This window comes from Bradyrhizobium sp., assembly GCF_050014615.1.
GTDB lineage: Bacteria > Pseudomonadota > Alphaproteobacteria > Rhizobiales > Xanthobacteraceae > Bradyrhizobium.
Window position 1 is genome coordinate 1 of the sequence record NZ_JBEKCZ010000114.1, and the last position, 19,361, is coordinate 19,361.

The 19,361-nt window shown below is 62.8% G+C and carries 16 protein-coding genes and 1 pseudogene; 11 read left to right on the top strand and 6 right to left on the bottom strand.

Annotation, left to right across the window (positions count from 1 at the left end; genetic code table 11):
- The coding region (locus ABR948_RS18530; RefSeq protein ID WP_428120558.1) for a 2Fe-2S iron-sulfur cluster-binding protein at window positions 1-151 on the bottom strand (151 nt) is incomplete at its 3' end.
- A gap of 359 nt (window positions 152-510) precedes the next feature.
- Here ABR948_RS18530 and ABR948_RS18535 point away from each other — a divergent pair.
- From ABR948_RS18535 to ABR948_RS18570, 8 genes and pseudogenes are all read left to right on the top strand, one after another.
- A complete protein-coding gene (locus ABR948_RS18535) occupies window positions 511-1,959 on the top strand; it encodes a 6-hydroxynicotinate reductase (protein ID WP_428120505.1) in 1,449 nt (482 codons plus the stop codon).
- Window positions 1,956-2,864, top strand: coding sequence for a UPF0280 family protein (locus ABR948_RS18540; protein ID WP_428120507.1), 909 nt, complete (start codon window positions 1,956-1,958; stop codon window positions 2,862-2,864). The genes ABR948_RS18535 and ABR948_RS18540 overlap by 4 nt, the downstream gene beginning before the upstream one ends.
- 42 nt (window positions 2,865-2,906) lie before the next feature.
- On the top strand, window positions 2,907-3,491 hold the full coding sequence (locus tag ABR948_RS18545) for an amino acid synthesis family protein (RefSeq protein WP_428120509.1): 585 nt from the start codon (window positions 2,907-2,909) through the stop codon (window positions 3,489-3,491).
- Between the two features lie 85 nt (window positions 3,492-3,576).
- On the top strand, window positions 3,577-4,740 hold the full coding sequence (locus ABR948_RS18550; RefSeq protein WP_428120560.1) for an ABC transporter substrate-binding protein: 1,164 nt from the start codon (window positions 3,577-3,579) through the stop codon (window positions 4,738-4,740).
- A gap of 203 nt (window positions 4,741-4,943) precedes the next feature.
- A complete protein-coding gene (locus tag ABR948_RS18555; protein WP_428120511.1) occupies window positions 4,944-6,824 on the top strand; it encodes an ABC transporter permease in 1,881 nt (626 codons plus the stop codon).
- Window positions 6,821-7,612, top strand: a complete 792-nt coding sequence (locus ABR948_RS18560; RefSeq protein ID WP_428120513.1) for an ABC transporter ATP-binding protein — start codon at window positions 6,821-6,823, stop codon at window positions 7,610-7,612. Before ABR948_RS18555 ends, ABR948_RS18560 begins: the two co-directional genes overlap by 4 nt.
- Window positions 7,609-8,320: pseudogene (locus ABR948_RS18565) on the top strand (ABC transporter ATP-binding protein). The gene ABR948_RS18560 and the pseudogene ABR948_RS18565 overlap by 4 nt, the downstream one beginning before the upstream one ends.
- A gap of 61 nt (window positions 8,321-8,381) precedes the next feature.
- Window positions 8,382-8,837, top strand: coding sequence for a MarR family winged helix-turn-helix transcriptional regulator (locus ABR948_RS18570; RefSeq protein WP_428120515.1), 456 nt, complete (start codon window positions 8,382-8,384; stop codon window positions 8,835-8,837).
- Window positions 8,838-9,118: 281 nt separating this feature from the next.
- Here the strand turns inward: ABR948_RS18570 and ABR948_RS18575 are convergent, their stop codons facing one another.
- From ABR948_RS18575 to ABR948_RS18585, 3 genes are all read right to left on the bottom strand, one after another.
- Window positions 9,119-10,210 carry an amidohydrolase family protein gene (locus ABR948_RS18575; RefSeq protein ID WP_428120517.1) on the bottom strand — a complete coding sequence of 364 codons (1,092 nt, stop codon included), beginning with the start codon at window positions 10,208-10,210 and terminating at the stop codon, window positions 9,119-9,121.
- Between the two features lie 55 nt (window positions 10,211-10,265).
- The gene (locus ABR948_RS18580) at window positions 10,266-10,484 is read right to left on the bottom strand and encodes a hypothetical protein (RefSeq protein WP_428120519.1); all 219 of its coding nucleotides are present in this window, start codon (window positions 10,482-10,484) and stop codon (window positions 10,266-10,268) included.
- A 784-nt stretch (window positions 10,485-11,268) separates the two neighbouring features.
- Window positions 11,269-12,465, bottom strand: a complete 1,197-nt coding sequence (locus ABR948_RS18585; protein WP_428120521.1) for an amidohydrolase family protein — start codon at window positions 12,463-12,465, stop codon at window positions 11,269-11,271.
- A gap of 157 nt (window positions 12,466-12,622) precedes the next feature.
- Between ABR948_RS18585 and ABR948_RS18590 the strand changes: the two genes are divergently transcribed.
- The 3 genes from ABR948_RS18590 (at window position 12,623) to ABR948_RS18600 (ending at window position 15,714) form a co-directional block, all read left to right on the top strand.
- Entirely contained in the window at window positions 12,623-13,396 is a 774-nt protein-coding gene (locus ABR948_RS18590; RefSeq protein ID WP_428120523.1) for a ferredoxin--NADP reductase, read from the top strand.
- 184 nt (window positions 13,397-13,580) lie between these two features.
- Window positions 13,581-14,141, top strand: coding sequence for a gluconate 2-dehydrogenase subunit 3 family protein (locus ABR948_RS18595; protein WP_428120525.1), 561 nt, complete (start codon window positions 13,581-13,583; stop codon window positions 14,139-14,141).
- A 1-nt stretch (window position 14,142) separates the two neighbouring features.
- Complete coding sequence (locus ABR948_RS18600) at window positions 14,143-15,714, top strand: GMC family oxidoreductase (protein WP_428120527.1); 1,572 nt, start codon at window positions 14,143-14,145, stop codon at window positions 15,712-15,714.
- A 594-nt stretch (window positions 15,715-16,308) separates the two neighbouring features.
- On the opposite strand, the gene ABR948_RS18605 is transcribed toward ABR948_RS18600, so the two are convergent.
- Together ABR948_RS18605 and ABR948_RS18610 are read right to left on the bottom strand one after the other, a co-directional pair.
- Window positions 16,309-17,763 carry an amino acid permease gene (locus ABR948_RS18605; protein ID WP_428120562.1) on the bottom strand — a complete coding sequence of 485 codons (1,455 nt, stop codon included), beginning with the start codon at window positions 17,761-17,763 and terminating at the stop codon, window positions 16,309-16,311.
- 77 nt (window positions 17,764-17,840) lie between these two features.
- Window positions 17,841-19,355, bottom strand: coding sequence for an amidase (locus tag ABR948_RS18610; RefSeq protein WP_428120529.1), 1,515 nt, complete (start codon window positions 19,353-19,355; stop codon window positions 17,841-17,843).
- Window positions 19,356-19,361 lie beyond the last annotated feature (6 nt).

Below are 19,361 nucleotides of genomic sequence, written 5' to 3' on the forward strand. Positions count from 1 at the left end.
CGCAGGCGCCGCATTCGCCGAGCCCGCAGCCGTATTTCGGCCCGTTCAATTCGAGATCGTTGCGCAATACATACAGCAGCGCGGTGTCGGGAGCGGCATCGACGTCATGGATCCGGCCGTTGACGGTCAGGCGGATCGTGGTCTGCGTCATGCTCATGGGTTCCGGCGAGATGATTGCACTGCAAACATCGCTCAAGCGCTTTCCGAAGATACCGTTTGCATACAAACGTGCAAGCGTGCCGTTCCCCAAGCCAAACCTGCCCTAAGCCAAACCGGCTGCCCGGTTTATAAACAGCGATGCGGGTTTATTCGGCAGTGGTCGTTTTCGCTGCGAACGGCGCTTGACAGGTTTTGGCGCTGCGCGCAAGATCATTCGTGTACGAACGAAATGCCCGGCGCCGAACACCGCGTTCTCGATGCCGGCTGGCCGTGCTACCAACCGACCTTGTTATTGGGCATCACTACCCGTTTGGCCGTTCGACTGTTTGACGCCGGCCCGTGAGCTTGTTCATGCTGACTGAAGCGACCGCCGCCACCGACAAGATCCGCTGCGATGCGTGCCCTGTGATGTGCTACATCAAGCCGGGCGCGGCGGGCGCCTGCGACCGCTATGCCAATCACGATGGCGAGCTGGTGCGCGTCGATCCTCATATTGTTCTGGAGCGAACGGTGTCCCATGGCGGACAGATCGTGCCGTTCCAGGCCGGCGGCGACTGGGACGGCAAGATCGTCCATGAGCCCAGCGTTTTCGTCACCGCCATTGGCGCCGGCACCACCTATCCCGACTACAAACCGGCGCCGTTCATCGTGTCGTCGCAGATCGACGGCGTCGACATGGTCACCGTGGTGACCGAAGGCATCTTCAGCTATTGCGGCGTCAAGGTGAAGATCGACACCGACCGGTTTCTCGGCCCCGAAACCGCGACGGTGCGGGCGCAGGGCGAGGCGGTCGGTCACGTCACCACCAGCGAATACGGCTCGCAGATGCTGTCGCTCGGCGGCGTCCATCATCTGACCGGCGGCTCGAAGAAGGAAGGCCGCGTCACCTGCGACGCGCTGATGGATCTGAGCAACTGCAAGCCGGTCGAGCTCACGATCGATGGCGGCGCCAGCGTGGTGGTGCAGGCCGGCTATCCGCCGATCGTCAACGGCGTCGCCGAGGAGCGGATGCGGGTCGGCTGCGGTTCGGCCACGATCGGCATGTTCGCCAAGCAATGGCAGGGCAAGGTCGATGAAGTCGTGGTCGTGGACGATCACATCACCGGCGTTCTCAGCGAACATCAGGCCGGCAAATTGCTCGATATTCCCGATACCGGGATCAAGATGAAGGGACGGCGCTCGACGCCGGGCCGTTATTTCCAGGTCGCCGAGCCCGGCACCGGCTGGGGCGGCACCAAGATTTCCGATCCGCTGACGGTACTGGGTCCGTTCGATCCGAAGACGGCCCGTCCCGGCCTGACCATGCTGATGGTCTCCACCACCGGCGAACACGCGGCCTATTATGAACTCGACGCGGCGCTAACGCCGGTCGAGAAGCCGATGCCATCAGATCTCAAACTGTCGGTCGAGCGAATCCAGGAGAATTGCGAACCGGCGCTCTGCACCGTGCTGTTCATGGGCGGGGCGGGCGGGTCGCTGCGGGCCGGCGTGACCGACAATCCGGTGCGCCTGACGCGATCGGTCAAGGACGCGTTGACCCGCGTCACCAGCGGCGGCGCGCCGGTCTATGTCTGGCCGGGCGGCGGCATCACCTTCATGGTCGATGTCACGCGGTTGCCGGCCGGCGCGTTCGGCTATGTCCCGACGCCGGCGCTGGTGGCGCCGATCGAATTCACGCTGCGGCTGTCGGATTATGCGGCGCTGGGCGGCCATATGGACCACGTGCGTCCGCTGGAATCGCTGAAGGACAACACCGAAATCCGCCAGATGAATCCACCGCAGCCGGGATCGCGCCCATGACGCGGCTGCCGCAGATCGGATGGCTGGCGGACGGCAGAAGGCTGCATCTGCAGGATGGCCCGATCGACCTGATCGTGGAAGCGCGCGGCAGCGAGAGCAATCTGCGCGCGGCCTATGACGCCGCGGCGCGCCGCTTCACCGGTCTGCTCGATGAACTCTGCGACGAGTTGCCGATGCTGCGCCAGGCTGCCGATCCGAAACTGTGCCTGTTGCAAGGCCGCGTCGCGCGCCGCATGCATGCGGCGGTGGCGCCGTTGGCATCAGATCATTTCATCACGCCGATGGCGGCGGTGGCCGGCGCCGTCGCCGAAGAAATTCTCGGCGCCATGGTGGGTGAGGCGCGGCTTGAGCGCGCCTATGTCAACAATGGCGGCGACATCGCGCTCTATCTGGCCGACGGCGCGCATTTTACCGTCGGTATGGTGGAGCGGCCGGATCGGCCCGGCCTGATGGCAACATCGGTCATTGCGGCCGCCGATCCCTCGCGCGGCATTGCGACCAGCGGACGGCACGGCCGCAGTTTTTCATTGGGCATCGCCGATGCCGTGACCGTGCTGGCGCCGACGGCGGCGCAGGCCGATGCCGCCGCCACCATCATTGCCAATGCGGTCGATTTGCCCGGACATCCCGCCATTATCCGCTGCCGGGCTGACGAGTTGCAACCCGACAGCGATCTTGGCGCCCGGCTGGTCACGCGCGACGTCGAAGCGCTGGAGCCATTCGAGGTCATTTCGGCGCTGGAAGCCGGCGCGGATAAAGCACGCGCGTTGCTCGCGGCGGGATTGATCGACGGCGCGGCGTTGCGTCTGCAAGGCGAAACGCAAATCGTCGCGCTGAAGAAATTCGGCGTCAATGGGCCGCCTGCGGTATCGCGCCAGCAAACGGAAAGTGCGATATATGCCTGACGTCGATGTAACGATCCCTGCAATTCAAGAAGGCGGAACGCGATGAGCGCCATCATTCGCAAAATCGTCACGGTGGTCGAAGAGACCTTGCTGGAGATGGGGCAGACCGTCTCGCCGCCGACCCGGCGGGCGGCCGCGATCGCGGTGATCGAGAATCCGTTTGCCGGGAAATATGTCGAGGACCTCACCCCGCTGATTGCGATCGGCGAGGAACTCGGCGAATTGCTCGCGAAAAGGGCAGTGGCGGCGCTCGGAATCGACGGCTCGAAGGCGCAAAGTTACGGCAAGGCGGCGGCGGTGGGCGAAAACGGCGAACTCGAACATGCGGCCGCGATCTTGCATCCCAAGATGGGCGCGCCGGTGCGCAGGATACTGGGCAAGGGCGCGGCGCTGATTCCGTCATCGAAGAAGCGCAGCGGGCCGGGCACCACGTTGGATATTCCGCTCGGCCACAAGGACGCGGCGTTCGTGCGCAGCCATTTCGACGGCATGGAAGTGCAGATCAATGACGCGCCGCGCGCCAACGAAATCATGGTCGCGGTCGCGATCACCGACAGCGGCCGTCCCTTGCCGCGCGTCGGCGGTCTGAAGATTACCGAGATAAAGGGTGAAGACGGTCTGCGATAGTTCCAGTTTTCAACATTGGAGATACAGGATGCAACGAAGCAAACGTCTGTTGGCGGCAAATCTGTTGGCGACAAGTCTGGGGGTCATGCTCGCCGGCATCGCCAGCGCCGCGATGGCGCAGAGCGAAATCAAGATCGGCGAAATCAACAGCTATTCGCTGCTGCCCGCCTTTACCGAGCCCTATCGCAAGGGCTGGCAGCTCGCGGTCGAGGAGGTCAATGCCGCCGGCGGGATCAACGGCAAGAAGCTCGTCGTGGTCTCCAAGGATGATGGCGGCAAGCCTGCCGACGCGCAGACCGCCGCCAACGAACTGGTGTCGAGCGAAAACGTTGTCATGCTGACCGGGACGTTTCTGTCCAACATCGGTCTGGCCGTCAGCGATTTCGCCAACCAGAAGAAAGTATTCTTCCTCGCCGCCGAGCCTCTGACCGATGCCGTCACCTGGGCCAAGGGCAATCGCTACACCTTCCGCCTGCGTCCATCCAACTACATGCAGGCGGCGATGCTGGTGGAGGAGGCCGCAAAACTGCCGGCCAAGCGCTGGGCCACGATCGCGCCGAACTATGAATACGGCCAGTCTGCGGTGGCGGTGTTCAAGAAACTGATGTCGGAGAAACGCCCCGATATCCAGTGGGTCGACGAGCAATGGCCGCCGCAGGGCAAGATCGACGCCGGCCCGGTCGTGCAGGCTCTTGCCGCCGCCAATCCGGAAGCGATCCTCAACGTCACCTTCGGCGCCGACCTGGTGAAGTTCGTGCGCGAAGGCAACACCCGCGGCCTGTTCAAGGATCGCACCGTCGTCAGCTTCCTGACCGGCGAGCCGGAATATCTCGATCCGCTCAAGGACGAAACGCCGGAAGGCTGGATCGTCACGGGTTATCCCTGGTACAGCATCAAGACGCCGGAGCATGATGCTTTCCTGAAAGCCTATCAGGCCAAGTACAATGATTATCCAAGGCTCGGCTCGATCGTCGGCTACGAGACGATCAAATCGGCTGCCGCCATTCTCGCCAAGGCCAACTCCACCGATCCGGAAAAGCTGATCGCGGCGGCGGAAGGATTGGCGGTGCCGTCTCCGTTCGGCGAGATCGTGTTCCGCAAGATCGACCACCAGTCGACGCTGGGTGCGTTCGTCGGCAAGACCGCGCTCAAGGACGGCAAAGGCGTGATGGTGGATTCGGTCTATCGCAAGGGCGCCAGCTATCTTCCGAGCGACGAGGAAGTCGCCAAATTGCGCCCGAAAGAGTGAGGCGGCTTATTCCGAATGGTTGAACCGTCATTGCGAGCGCAGCGAAGCAATCCAGGCTACCCGAGATAAGAAAGCTGGATTGCTTCGTCGCTTGGCTCCTCGCAATGACGTGTTGTGAGAGTGCCCGCCCGGTGACGGCTGACGTGATGCCTCTCGATTGATGACCTAACGCGCAAAAAGAAAGCGCTGACGCGGACCCCTAGATGGCCTTCTACTTCGTCCAGTTCCTGACCGGTCTTGCCAGCGCCGCCTCGCTGTTTCTGGTGGCGTCGGGCCTGTCGATCATCTTCGGCGTGACCCGGATCGTCAATTTCGCGCATGGCGCCTTCTATATGCTCGGCGCCTATGTGGCGTTCACGCTGACCGAACGATTTTCCGGCGCCATCGGCTTTTGGGGCGGCATCGTCGCCGCCGCACTGATCGTCGCCGCGATCGGCGTGCTGGTCGAGATGGTGTTGCTGCGGCGGATCTATCAGGCGCCGGAATTGTTTCAGCTGCTGGCGACGTTCGGCCTGACCTTGATGGTCGAGGATCTGGTGGTCCTGATCTGGGGGCCGAGCGATCTCTTGGGCCGCCGCGCCCCCGGCTTCAAGGGCGCGGTTGATTTTTTCGGCCAGAACATTCCGTCCTATGATCTGTTGCTGATCGCGCTCGGTCCGGTCGTGCTTGGGTTGCTGTGGCTGTTGTTCCAGCGCACCCGATGGGGCGTTCTGGTCCGCGCCGCGACCCAGGACCGCGACATGGTGGCGGCGCTCGGCGTCAATCAGAAATGGCTGTTCACCAGCGTGTTTGCGGTCGGGGTGTTTCTCGCCGCGCTGGGCGGCGCGCTGCAGATTCCGCGCGACGCGGTGCATCACGCGATGGATTTGCGCATCATCGTCGACGTGTTCGTGGTGGTGGTGATCGGCGGTCTCGGCAGCATCGTCGGCGCTTTCGTCGCGGCGGTTTTGGTGTCCGAACTGAACGCCTTCGGCATTCTGGTGTTTCCGAAGATATCCATCATCCTTGTGTTCCTGGTGATGGCCGCGGTGCTGATCGTGCGGCCCTGGGGCCTGTTCGGCAAGGCCGAGGCGCCGGCGCGCCGCACGCCGGGGCTGACCGTCAACCCGTGGCGGCCACTGACCTCGAATGAGCGTCTGGCCGCGATCGCCGCACTGGTGCTGGCTGCCACACTGCCGCTGGTCGGCGGCAATTACGCGCTCACGGTCGGCTCGGAAATCGCGATCTTCGTGATTTTTGCCGCCAGCCTGCATTTCCTGATGTCGGTCGGCGGGCTGGCCTCGTTCGGCCACGCCGCCTATTTCGGGCTTGGCGCCTACGGCGTCGCCTTCCTCGCCAAGCTCGCGGGCCTGCCGATGATGGTATCGCTGCTGCTCGGCCCGCTGCTCGGACTGGCGGGGGCTGCGGTGTTCGGCTTTTTCGCGGTGCAATTGTCCGGCGTCTATTTCGCGATGCTGACGCTGGCATTCGCGCAGATCGTGTGGTCGATCGCGTTCCAGTGGGTCGCGGTGACCGGCGGCGACAACGGCATTCTCGGGGTCTGGCCCGAACCATGGGCGGCGTCGCCGGCGCATTTCTACTGGCTGGCGCTCGGCGTCGCCGCGTTGGCGGTCGCAGCCCTTCGAATCATTGTGTTCTCGCCGTTCGGTTTCGCGCTGCGGGCGACGCGGGATTCGCCGCTGCGCGGCGAGGCGATCGGGATCGACGGCAAGCGGATCCAGTGGACCGCGTTCGTGATCGCGGGCACCGTCGCCGGGATCGCCGGGGCGCTGTTCGCCTATCTCAAGGGCAGCGTGTTTCCGGACAATCTCGGCATCTCGCTCTCGGTCGATGCGCTGGTCATGGTGCTGCTCGGCGGCGTCGAGACCGTCTCCGGCGCGATCGTGGGCGCGATCGTCTACAAGGCGCTCTCGATCTGGCTGGTCAGCCAGACCGATTTGTCCAAGCTGGTGCTGGGCGGCTTTATTGTCTTGATCGTGGTCGCGTTTCCTAAAGGCATTGTCGGCATATTGGAGACGATCCGGCATCGCCGCCAGTCGTCCTCGCCAAAGCCGGCACTGCTCGGGATCGAGAGCGCCGAATGAGCACCGCGCCCACATTGCTGTCGGTTGAGGGCCTGAGCAAATCCTATGGCGGAGTTCATGCCGTGCGCGGCGTGTCGTTCTCGCTCAAATCAGGAGAAATCCTGGCGCTGATCGGCCCCAACGGCGCCGGCAAGAGCACCTGCTTCGACATGCTCAACGGCCAGAATGTTCCCGACGCCGGCCGGATCAATCTGCTGGGTCAGGACACCGCCGGCATGAAACCACGCGCGATCTGGCGGCTCGGCGTCGGACGCACCTTCCAGATCACCGCGACATTTCCGACCATGACGGTGCGCCAGAACGTGCAGGTCGCGCTGGTGTCGTATGGGCGGCAATTGTTCAACCTGTGGGCCTCGACCCCAAAATACGCGCAAGGTGAAGCCGGCCGCCTGCTCGAACTGGTGGGCATGGGCGGTTACGCCGAACGTCCCTGCGGCGAGCTCGCCTATGGCGATCTCAAGCGGCTCGAGCTTGCGATTGCGCTCGCCAATCAGCCCAAGCTGTTATTGATGGACGAGCCGACCGCCGGCATGGCGCCGCGCGAGCGCATCGAGCTGATGCGGCTCACCGCGCAGATCGCGCGCGAGAAATCGATCGGCGTTCTCTTCACCGAGCACGACATGGATGTGGTGTTCGAACATGCCGACCGCATCCTGGTGCTCAATCGCGGCAGCTTGATCGCCGAGGGCTCGCCGCAGGAGGTCCGGCGCAATCCGCAGGTTCGCGCCATCTATCTCGGCGAGGGCCTGGTCTATGACGCCAGTCATCGCGATGGAGCGCCGGCGTGAAACTCAGCGTGCAGGATCTCAACAGCCATTACGGCCCGGCGCATATCCTGTTCGATATCGCGCTCGAGGTCGGCGAGGGCGAGGTGGTGGCGCTGCTCGGGCGTAATGGGGCCGGCAAGTCCACGACCTTCCGCTCCATCGTCGGTCTGGTCAAGCTGCGCACCGGCCGAATCCTGTTCGAGGGCAACGATGTCTCGGCTGAGCCGACCCATGCGATCGTCAAGAGCGGGCTCGGCTATGTGCCGGAAGAGCGGCGCATCTTCACGGATCTGACGGTCGAGGAAAACCTCGAGGTCGGCCGCCAGCCGGCACGGCCGAACGCGCCGACCTGGACCCGGGAAAAACTGTTTGCGCTGTTTCCGAACCTCGCCGAAATGCGCGGCCGCCAGGGCGGGCGCATGAGCGGCGGCGAGCAGCAGATGCTGACGATCGCGCGCACCCTGATGGGAGATGCTGACGATCGCGCGCACCCTGATGGGCAATCCGTCGCTGGTCTTGCTCGACGAACCATCGGAGGGACTGTCGCCGAAAATTGTGGAGCAGATGGTCGAGGCGATCCTGACCATGAAGAAGGAGGGCGTCAGCATGCTGGTCTCCGAGCAAAACCTGCATTTCGCCAAATTGATCTCCGACCGCGCCTACATCATCGAGCGCGGCCGCATCTGCTTCAGCGGTCCGGACATTCGCGACGCGCATCTGGCGCTGTGATCGATGGCGCGACAGGACCAAGAAGGCCAAGAAGGCCAAGAAGACAGAGGCGAGGACGGATATGACCAGGAGTGTTGCGCCGAAACGGAGCCTAAAACCTTCGCGGCCGGCCTATGTTCTGGAGGAGCAGATCGGCTTCATCCTGCGCCAGGTGTGGCAGCGCCACGCTTCGATCTTCGCCCGGGAATTCGGAATCAACCTGACCTCGGCGCAATGGGCGGCATTGACAAAACTCACCGAAACCGGACCGTGCTCGCAGAATCATTTGGGCCGGCTGACCGCGATGGATGTCGCCACCATCAAGGGCGTGATCGACCGGCTCACCGCCCGCGGCCTGACCGAAACCAGCGCCGATCCGCAAGACGGCCGCCGCCTGCTGGTCAGCCTGACCCGCGCCGGCCAGCAGATGGTCGAGAAAATGGCGCCGAACGCGCTGGCGATCACCCGGGAGACGCTGGCGCCGCTCGACGCCAAAGAGCGCGAGACGCTGGTGGCGCTGCTGAGCAAGCTGCGGTGAATGGTCCGGCCGTGCAAACAGGTATTGATAGCGGACGTACGAGACCCGGCCGCCGACGGTGGCGGACGCTAGAGCGTGATGACGTTAGATCGATCTGTCAAAGCAATGGTAGTGCGCTCCCTCTCCCCTTGTGGGAGAGGGTTGGGGTGAGGGGTTACGGTCTATCGATAGAGCGTAACCCCTCACCCGGATCGCATCTGCGATGCGATCCGACCTCTCCCACAAGGGGGAGAGGTAAGCGGAACCGCTGATAGGCCGATTCAATTTAAAAACATCCCTCTCTATGCCCGCAAACGCGGAACGAGCCGCGTCGCATTCTCGTGACCGATGGCATCGAGATCGCCGGCCGACAAACCGAGCTTCTGCAACTCGGTAAATTGGCCAAAGCCGAAATAGGGGTAGTCGCTGCCGTAGGTGATCTGGGAGACCGGCACGAGCTTCATCAGCGCGGCCATCGACGGCGCGAAGGTCGCGTTCGCGGTGTCGTAATGCAGCCGCCGAAGTTCGCCCTCGATCCCCTCCGGCGCGAATTCCCTGAGGTTCGGCCGCGCGCCGTAAAACGAATTGATCCGCCCGGCCATCATCGGAATCGTGCCGCCGGCATGCGAGAACAGCCATTGGATGTCGCGGAAGCGCGCCAATGAGCCGCTCAACAGCAGGCTGGTTACCGTCCGCGTGGTGTCGTGCGGGACTTCGATCACAGCCGGAAAGGTGCCGACGCTGAGCGCGCTGCAGCAGCTCGCGACCAGCGGATGCACATAGACGACAGCCTTTCGCCGGTTGAGTTCCTCGAGCACCGGCGTGTAAGCGGGATTGCCGAGCCATTTGTCGCCGTAGCTGCTCTGCAAGCCGATCCCGTCGGCTTTCAGGGTATCGAAGGCGTATGCGATCTCCTTGAGCGTGGCATCGATATCCAGCATCGACAGCGTCGCGAACAGGCCGAAGCGACCGGGATGGTCGCGCATCATGTCGGCGGCGTATTCATTGCAGGCGCGGGCGAGCCTGCCCGCTTCCACCGGCCCGACATCGAACCATACGCCGGGCGTCGATGCGATCGACAGGATGCCCGTGCGGATACCATTGCGATCCATGTCCTCGATCATCTTGCTCTGGCTCCAGACGACCTGACCGGGGAAATGCGGCTGCTTGCGCGCGTCTTCGTATTCGAGCCAGAGCTTCTGATATTCGGGCGGATAAAAATGCTGGTGCGTATCGATCAGCGCCGGCCTGGTCTGCGCGTGCGTCGCGGCGGGTAGAGCCAGTGCCGCGCCAAAGGCGCCGAGGCGAGCGAGGAAGCCGCGCCGCGACGATGACGGGCCACAACAACCACAGCAGGAGTCATCTGCTCGCGATCCCGAATTACCAGCGTTCACCTTGCGCTCCCGTCGTGTGGTTTTGGCGAACTAAGGGGCCGTCGTGCCCGGCTAGTCAATACATCCCGCCGATTCCGGCAGTAAAATGGGTCCATCGGATCGGCACTTTTGCGTGACGAGTGGCGACACCTGCGCGACCTGCCGACAGTCCGGCGCGCGCAAGCCGCCTGATTTGCCCGTCGGGCAGTTTGCTGATGCCAGTGTCCGTCAGTGTCCAGCCCGTTTTGCAAAAATATTCTGATTTTCCGAAGACCCAAATCACTTTTAAATCCACCGCTGTCTCGTCCCACTCGAGGGGCGTATCGCGATCGTCACGGACGCGGGGCGGGATGCGGTGGACGCGGATGGCGCTTCTGACGAGGGCGCTTGAGGCGGACGGCGAAGTCGTGTGGTCCTGACGCCCCGACGCTGGCGTCAAGTTTGCGAATTGAATTCGCAGGCGATGGTGACAAACAAGCCCGGTCACCAGGGAGAGCGCGAAGGAAACCGTTAAAACCATTGCGTGCGGGAATGCCGGGTGAACCGGTGCGACCGCTGTGAATACTCGTGTGCATACTCGCTACCAATATGCGCACACGAGGCTGCGGGGTGCACTGGGCACCCGGCATTCCCCACGCCCTTGGTTTTCAGGGCGAGAGATTCATGCACAACTTCGGGCGCATCGCGCCGCGGGAATGCGAAGGTGTGTTTTGGAATGGGCTCAATGGGCTCTTTAAAATTTGAACCCGCGCTGTCGTCGCCCGCGAAGGCGGGCGATCCAGCATTCCGAGATGGCGGCGGTGAAATCGAAAAGCCACAGCGTACTGGATACCCCGCATGCGCGGGGTATGACGACTTGTTGTGGTGCGGCGCCGTACACCGAGCTTTCGTCGTCCCGGCGAACGCCGGGACCCATAACCACAGGCCGTTATTGTTGCGCGAAAGCCGTTGAACAGCATTTTTCAAAACAGGCGGCACGGCGTATGGGTCCCGGCGTTCGCCGGGACGACAGCGGAGAGCGATCGCGCCAGCTTCTGCGACTTCCCGGCGTTGGCCGGGACGACGAAAGTGGAGTTCGACTAGTGCCCGACAATCTCCGGCACTTTCGTCGCGGGCGGCGTGTTGCGGCTGCGCTGGGTGCGGACGATGCCGTCGATGATGGTCATGCCGATGCCGGGGAGATCGCCGAGTTGCACGCTGTCGAGGATGGTCTTGCCGGCGGAATGTTGCGCCTTGTCCATGATGACGAAGTCGGCCGCACGCCCGACCTCGACGAGGCCGCAGTCCAGCGCCCGCATCCGCGCGGTGTTGCCGGTGGCGAAGCAGAACGCGATTTCCGCGGGCACGTCGCCGAGCGACGACAGCAGCGACACCATGCGCAGAATGCCGAGCGGCTGCACGCCGGAGCCGGCCGGCGAATCGGTGCCGAGAATGACGCGGTGGAGATCGCCCATGTCGCGCGCGATCCGCATGGTGTAAAGCGCCGAGCGTTCATTGCCGTTGTGAACCAGTTCGAGACCGCGCTTGCAGCCCTCGCAGATGCAGCGGATCTGGTCGTCGGGCAGGGCGGTGTGACCGCCATTGATGTGACCGATCACGTCGGTGTCGGCTTCCAGCACCACATCCTTGTCGATCAGGCCGGAGCCGGGGATCGAGGGGCCGCCGGTGTGGATCGTGCTCTGGATGCCATATTTGCGCGCCCATCCGACCATCTTGCGCGCGGTCGGACCATCCTTGACGCCGCCAAGCCCGACTTCGCCGAGCAGCTTGACGCCGGCCGCGGCCAATTCCTTGAAATCGTCCTCGACCATTTCGCATTCGATCACCGGCGCGCCGGCGTGAACCTTCACGCCGCCGGGTCGCAGCGTCCAGAACGCGCGCTGCGCGAAGATCGCCATCGCCTTCAGCCCGACCACGTCGCGCGGCCGGCCCGGCATGTGAACCTCGCCCGCCGAGATCATCGTGGTGACGCCGCCGTGGAGAAAGCTGTCGATCCAGCCGATCTGGTTTTGCCGCGGGGTCCAGTCGCCGGCGACGGGATGGACATGGCTGTCGATCAGGCCGGGGGCGACCGTGGTGCCGTTGGCATCGATGATGGTGGTGGCGCCCTCAGTGTCGATATCCTTGGCGCGTCCGATGGCGGTGATCTTGCCGTTCTCCGCCACGATGGTGTCGGCGTCGAGGATCGGCTTCTCCAGCGCGCCCGAGAGCAGCAGGCCGATATTGCGGATCACCAGTTTGCTCGGGCCGGTTGCCTGGGGCTGGTCGTGGGCCATCGGTTTTTCCTTTTTGTTCAATGCCTTCGCGGCTCGGATCGGCATCTTGCGCGCGGCTTGACGCCGGGATCAAGAAGGATTATTCATTTGTATACAAATGAATGTGTACAAACGAGTCAACCGGTAAAATTGGCCTCCAGACAGCGGAATCAACGAGATGAGCAGCTTCAACCAGGAAAGCGTTCTCAGCGTCCATCACTGGACCGATACACTGTTCAGTTTCACCACCACCCGTGATCCCTCATTCCGCTTCCGCAACGGCGAATTCACGATGATCGGTTTGAAGGTCGGCGAGAAGCCGCTGCTGCGCGCCTACAGCGTCGCCAGCGCCAATTACGAGGACCGGCTGGAGTTCTTTTCGATCAAGGTGCCGGACGGACCCCTGACCTCGCGGCTCCAGCACCTGAAAGAGGGCGACGAGATCATCGTCAGCCGCAAGGCCACCGGCACGCTGGTGATCGACAATCTCGAGGACGGCCGCAATCTCTATCTGATCGGCACCGGCACCGGGCTGGCGCCGTTCCTCAGCGTGATCAAGGACCCGGAGACCTATGAGCGTTTCGAAAAAGTCGTGCTGCTGCACGGCTGCCGCCGCGTCGCCGAGCTCGCTTACGGCGAGATGATCACCGAGAAATTGCCGAACGACGAATTGATCGGCGAGCTCGTACGCAACCAGCTGATCTATTATCCGACCGTGACGCGCGACCCGTTCCGCAATCGCGGCCGGATCACCGATCTGATCACTTCAGGCAAGCTGTTTCGCGATGCAGGTCTGGCCCCGCTTGAAGCCGCACATGACCGCGTCATGATCTGCGGCAGTCCGGCGCTGGTTCAGGATACCCGAACGCTGTTGCTCGATAAGGGCTTTACCGAAGGCAATCATGGCGAGCCCGGTCAGTTCGTGCTCGAGAAGGCCTTCGCGGAACGCTAGCCGCCGCAGGCGATCCGTCGCTCTCGTGCGAGATTACAGGAGGCGCCGCGATGACGCAGATGTCATCGCTGCCATGACGCGATTTGCCGGCTGATGCTCTTGACTCAAGGTCGGGGCTATCGGGTAATGGCGCCAGTTTGGGTGGCTTCGAAAAACAATAAAACCACTCCGGGAGGAGATCACGATGCCGGACATCGGCCGACGTGGATTCGTCAAAGGCGCTACCCTGGGGGCGCTGGCTTTTACGGTAGGCGGGACCGAGATCCTGATGGCGCCCGGAGAAGCCAGGGCGCGTAACGTCCCTTTCCGGCTGCTCGATGCCCATCAGGGTGACACCATAGAGGCGCTCGGCGAGACGCTGGTGCCGACGGCGCGCGAATCCGGGATCGCCCATTTCATCGATCAGCAGCTTTCGGTGCCGCCGCACGAAGCGCTGCTGCAGGCCCGTCTCCTCAACATCCGTCCGCCCTTCGCGGATTTCTATCGAACCGCCATCAAGACGATCGACGAGCGTAGCCGCAAGATCTTCGGGCGGGATTTCGCGCAGCTGTCGGCTGCCGATCAACACGAGTTCGTCGATCGCATGCGTCAGAACAAGGTTGAAGACTGGACCGGGCCGCCAGGCGCGCTGGTTTATGCCGCGCTTCGTGCCGATGCCGTCGATGTCGTCTACGGAACGATGGAAGGTTATGAGGCGCTGGGCATTCCCTATATGCCGCATATCCAGCCGGAAAAGAGGTGGTGAGATGACAAACGAGAAAGTGGACGTTGTCATCGTTGGCGCGGGGGCATCCGGCTCGGTCTATGCCTCGGTATTGGCGAAAGCGGGCAAGAAAGTCGTCCTGATCGAATCCGGTCCGGACTGGGAACTCTCCGATCTCATCAGTTCCGAGATCTGGGGCCGCCGGGTCAAGCCCGCGGGCGGGCCTATCCTGCTCGAAGGCAAGAATCCGATGGGCTACGCCAACCAGGCCGGGTGGGGCGTCGGCGGCGCGGCGCTGCACTACTTCGCCAATTTTCCACGGCTGCTGCCGACCGATTTCAAGGTCAGGAGCGAGCACAACCGGGCCCAGGACTGGCCGATCTCCTACCAGGATGTCGCGCCGTTCTATGACAAGGTGGCGCGCGAGATCGGCGTCTCCGGCGATGCCAAGGCCGAAGAGCGGTGGCGGCCGGCCGGCGAGGCCTATCCGATGCCGCCGATGAAGACCTTTCGCAGCGGCGACATCTTTCTAAAGGGCTTTGAAGCCTCCGGCATTCCCATGGTGCCGGCGCCGGTCGGCATGAATTCGGTCGAATTCAAGGGGCGTCCGGCGTGCCTGTATGACGGATGGTGCCACGTCGGCTGTCCGATCGGCGCGCTTGCCAATCCGCTGGTCACCTATCTCGGCGATGCGCGAAAGGCCGGCGCCGAAGTTCGCGCCCTGTCCACCGTGACGCGCATTCTGACCAATCAGGCCGGTACCCGCGTCACCGGCGTCGAATATTACGATGACAAGCAGCAAAAGCAGACCCAGGAAGCAAGCCTGGTGCTGCTGGCGGCATGGTCGGCGCAGAATCCGCGACTGCTGCTGAACTCCGCGACCGACAAGCACGCCAAGGGCCTTGGCAATGCGAGCGGCCTCGTCGGCCATTTCATGATGACCCACAATGTCGCGTCGACATGGGCGATGTTCGATGAGGATGTCAAAAATCACATGGGCACGATCGCCGTGCAATACATGTCGTACGAGCGTTATGCCAAGACCAGTCACCCGGGCGCGTTCGGAAGTTCGTTCGTCGTGGCAGGATTTGCGTTGAAAACGAGCGATCTGGCCAACTCGCGAGGTGATTTATTCGGGCCGGAACTCGCCGACTACATGAAGCGGGCCGCGCGCAATCTGGCGGGGATCAAGGCGTTTGGCGAAGACCAGCCGGAAATGGAAAATCGCGTCGAACTGACAAGTGCCAAGGACGAGTTCGGCATGCCGCTCGGAAAGCTGATCCACAGTTACAGCCCGGATTCGCTGGCGCTGTGGAATGCCAATCTCGAAGAGGGATTGAAGATTGCCAAGGCGAGCGGAGCCAAGGAAGCCTGGTCGGCGCGTGGCGGACCGGTTCCGACCAGCCATCTGATGGGTGGCACCATCATGGGGTCGGACGCCGGCAATTCCGTCGTCGACAGCTATGGCCAGAGTCATGAAATCCCCAATCTGTGGGTTGCGGGGCCGAGTATCTTCCCCACCGCGGGCGCCTCGAACCCGACTTTCACGATATTCGCCTTGTCGCAGCGCGGCGCCGAGCGCATGGCGTCACAATGGGGAACCCTGACGAATTAAGCGATCTTGTTAAGATCTTGGGGTCCGGCAGGGCAGTCCGCGGGTCCGTTCATGATGAAAAGTCACGACGAAACGTCGCGATAAATTTGTTGTGAAGGATCATCCCGCGATAGTTGGCGAGTGTGCTCTGCCTGCACTCGGCGCGCCCGCTTTCGATTGGTAAAAGTGATTCTCGCGCAGCGTGAGCCGGAAGCAGATCGATCGGAAGGCTTGCCCTGGCGACGAGAAAATCGGGAACCTGATTGGTGCGCCCAGCGCGGGGCGGCTGCGGTTTTTGTGCGTCATAAAAGCATTAGAAGCCGGGAATAACGCTGTTCCCGTTGGAGTCCAGAGAAAGTCGGCAGTTCACTCCGGTTTTCCGACAGGCTAAGCAATCGCAATAAGTTGGACCATGAAACAAGAGACACAACGTTCGCCTGACAGAATTGATTCGGATATCCGCGCCGCCGACGCGTTAGAGCGAGCCCGCCTGATGCCCCCGGGTCCGGAACGTAACGAGGCCCTCAAACGGGCAAGCCTGCTTCGCTGCTCGGCGGACTCACGGGGACTGACGTTTGCAAAACGCGGCAGGCCGCCGAAGTAAATTTGGTGACGTCAGCGTTTGCGGATGTCGGTCTGGATCCGGCTGTGTCTTGCTCCATAGGCGAAGTAGATCACGAGCCCGATCGCGAGCCAGACAGCAAGCCTTAACCAGGTGTCGGCGGGAAGGCCGAACATCAGGAAAACCGAGGTCGCCGCTCCGGCCGGGGCAACGATCCAGACCGCAGGCGCCTTGAACGGCCGATCGAGCTTGGGCTGGGTGACGCGCAACGCCAGCACGCCAAGGGATACGACCGCAAATGCAAACAACGTTCCGATACTGACGAGTTCACCGACCAGGTCGATCGGCAGCAGCGCCGCAAGAATTGCCACCACGGCGCCGGTCGAGACCGTCGCGATATAGGGCGTACGAAAGCGCGGATGAATCTTTGCGGCCGCTGCGGGAAGCAAACCGTCATGTGCCATCGCCCGGAAAATTCGTGGTTGCGCGAGCAGCATGACGAGAATGACCGAGGTCAGGCCGAAGACGATTCCCAATTTTACAAACGGAGAAAGCCAGCTCACGCCGGCGGCGTCGATAGCCACCGCCATCGGATCAGGAACATTCAACCTGTCGAACGGAACGATCCCTGTGAGAACCACGCCAACGACGACGTACAGTATTGTGCAGATCACCAGCGATCCGAGAATGCCGACGGGCATATCCCGCATCGGATTTTTGGCCTCCTGCGCGGCCGTCGAGACGGCATCGAATCCGATATAGGCAAAAAACACGACGGCGGCGCCGCGGACCAGGCCCGACCAGCCATAGATCCCGACACCGGCGTTGGGTGGGATAAATGCCCCATCGGGATTGCCTGATGTAATCCAGTTCGCGGTATTGAACGCGGGCGCGGCGCCGATAAGATTGTTGAACCGCGCCGTCTCCCGTATGCCCGTGACCAGCAGCGATGTGATGACAACGATCACGATGGCTGCCGGCGCGTTCAGGATGGTTCCGGTGCGTGACCACGCATGCTGGGTGGCGTCATAAGCAAATGGCGACGAGATAAACCGCGCCGGGAGATTCAGTCCAAAGTCCCTTGCCAGGCTGACGACGTACCCCGACCAGCCGATGGCGACCGCAGTGGCGCCGACGGCGTATTCAAGGATCAGATCCCAGCCAATCATCCAGGCAATCAACTCACCCAGCGTGGCATAGGCGTAGGTGTAGGCGCTCCCGCTGATCGGGACCGTCGACGCCATCTCGGCGTAGCATAATCCGGCAAACCCACACGCGACGGCGCCGAGAAGAAAGGACAGAGAGATCGCAGGTCCCGCATTGGCCGCGGCGGCGTGTCCGGTCAGGACGAAAATTCCCGCGCCGATGATCCCGCCCACGCCGAGCGCAATCAGATTGAGCGCGGACAAGGTTCGCCGCAGGGGCTGGGTTGGCCCATCCGTCCCGTCATTTTGAGCGGCCTCGTCCAGCAATATCGCGGTGGATTTGCGAGCCCAGATGTTGGCCATGATGCCCGTCACTGCGCAGGAATCGGCAGCGGATTGTTGCCGATCGAGTATCTCGTACGGATTACACCGCTCACCGATTACACCGCGGTGGGCATCTTCCATCCGCCAAATGTTTGCTCGAGATGCTGAACGAGCGCCAGCGCGACGTCTTCGCGCCACGGCCTTGCGGCTACCTGGACACCCAGCGGAAGTCCTTCGGGTGAAGTTCCGACCCGCACCGTTGCGGTCGGCCATCCCGTCAGATTGTACATCTGCGCATAACCAAACCCGCGCCGGTTTTGTTCCTCGAAGCTGGTGCCGTGAAGCAATGCCGGAAACGGTGCCACCGCCGAAAGAACCGCGTCGTAGTTCTCCATGAACCGCAGCATCGAATTGCGAAAAAGATCCCATCGCACGAACGCGGCCAGCGCCTCCGTGGTGTTGGCCATTGCAGGCGCGACTGCGTAGGTCAGCGCCTGCTCGAACAGCGGCGAAATTGGATCGCTGCCGATGCTCTTGAGGAACGCGCGCGTGCCGGCGCCGCCGTCACCGCGGCTCATGTCATAATACACCGTAGCCGCCTTGGCCGCGTCCGGCGTGCGATTTTCCTCGACCTTCACGCCGGCGTCCATCAATGCCTTTGCGGAGTCACGAACCGCCGCGCTGATTTCCCTGGTCGGCGTGGCTGCGCCGTCATCTTCGAAATAGGCCAGCTTCAATCCGCTCAACGTCACGACTTTCGGATCCAGCAATGGCATTCCGACGATCGAATGATCGCGGAAATCGGGACCCGCAATGATCGGCAATGCCAGCGCGAGGTCCTCGACCTTGCGTGCGATAAGACTAACGTGAAACACCGCGTTGCGGGCCCCCATCGGCATCGGAAACTGGCCGGTGCGCGGGACCCGGCCGGAAGTCGGCTTGATCGCCGCAAGGCCGCAAAAGTGAGCCGGAATTCGGATGCTGCCACCAGCGTCGGTGCCGAGACCCAGCGGCGAACCGCAGGCCGCGACGATGGCGGCCTCGCCGCCACTGCTGCCGCCGGGCGTGCGGCCGAGGTCATAGGGATTATTGGTGCGTCCATAGACCAGATTGTCGGTCTCGATTGCGCCGGCCAATTCCGGCACGTTGGTCTTGCCAAGGATGATCCCGCCGGCGGCGCGAAGCCGGGCAACGGCCGTGGCATCGGCCCTGGGAATGAAATTCGCGCGGCCCTTTGTGCCGCCGGTGCAGATCACGCCATTGGTCTCCAGCGTATCCTTGATGGTGATGGGTACGCCGTGCAGCGGCCCTTTGATCTCACCGCGCGCCAGGGCCGCGTCGGCCTCGTCTGCCTCTTTCCGCGCAGAATCGGCGGTCAACTGGACAACGGCGTTGAGCTTTGGATTGACCCTCGCGATCTGCGCCAGGTGCGCGTCAACGACGGTCTTGGAGCTGAGCTTCCCGGAACGGATCGCATCGGCGAGTTCACTGGCCGATTTCGAAATGATGTCACCGTTCGTCTCCGGTGCAGCTTTGGCGGAGTCGATCAATGAGGTACGCCCCGCGGCGGCAACGGCGCCTGCGAGCGCAACTGTATTCAGGAAGTCCCGCCGTCCCATTTTGTCGCTCATTCGCAA

Bases quoted from the DNA above. Each gene is read 5' to 3' on its own strand.
- ABR948_RS18540 (WP_428120507.1), top strand. From the start codon at position 1,956: ATGACGCGGCTGCCGCAGATCGGATGGCTGGCGGACGGCAGAAGGCTG.
- ABR948_RS18555 (WP_428120511.1), top strand. From the start codon at position 4,944: ATGGCCTTCTACTTCGTCCAGTTCCTGACCGGTCTTGCCAGCGCCGCC.
- ABR948_RS18585 (WP_428120521.1), bottom strand. From the start codon at position 12,465: ATGGCCCACGACCAGCCCCAGGCAACCGGCCCGAGCAAACTGGTGATC.
- ABR948_RS18605 (WP_428120562.1), bottom strand. From the start codon at position 17,763: ATGGCCAACATCTGGGCTCGCAAATCCACCGCGATATTGCTGGACGAG.
- ABR948_RS18610 (WP_428120529.1), bottom strand. From the start codon at position 19,355: ATGAGCGACAAAATGGGACGGCGGGACTTCCTGAATACAGTTGCGCTC.
- ABR948_RS18590 (WP_428120523.1), top strand. From the start codon at position 12,623: ATGAGCAGCTTCAACCAGGAAAGCGTTCTCAGCGTCCATCACTGGACC.
- ABR948_RS18600 (WP_428120527.1), top strand. From the start codon at position 14,143: ATGACAAACGAGAAAGTGGACGTTGTCATCGTTGGCGCGGGGGCATCC.
- ABR948_RS18535 (WP_428120505.1), top strand. From the start codon at position 511: ATGCTGACTGAAGCGACCGCCGCCACCGACAAGATCCGCTGCGATGCG.
- ABR948_RS18570 (WP_428120515.1), top strand. From the start codon at position 8,382: ATGACCAGGAGTGTTGCGCCGAAACGGAGCCTAAAACCTTCGCGGCCG.
- ABR948_RS18545 (WP_428120509.1), top strand. From the start codon at position 2,907: ATGAGCGCCATCATTCGCAAAATCGTCACGGTGGTCGAAGAGACCTTG.
- ABR948_RS18550 (WP_428120560.1), top strand. From the start codon at position 3,577: ATGCTCGCCGGCATCGCCAGCGCCGCGATGGCGCAGAGCGAAATCAAG.
- ABR948_RS18560 (WP_428120513.1), top strand. From the start codon at position 6,821: ATGAGCACCGCGCCCACATTGCTGTCGGTTGAGGGCCTGAGCAAATCC.
- ABR948_RS18595 (WP_428120525.1), top strand. From the start codon at position 13,581: ATGCCGGACATCGGCCGACGTGGATTCGTCAAAGGCGCTACCCTGGGG.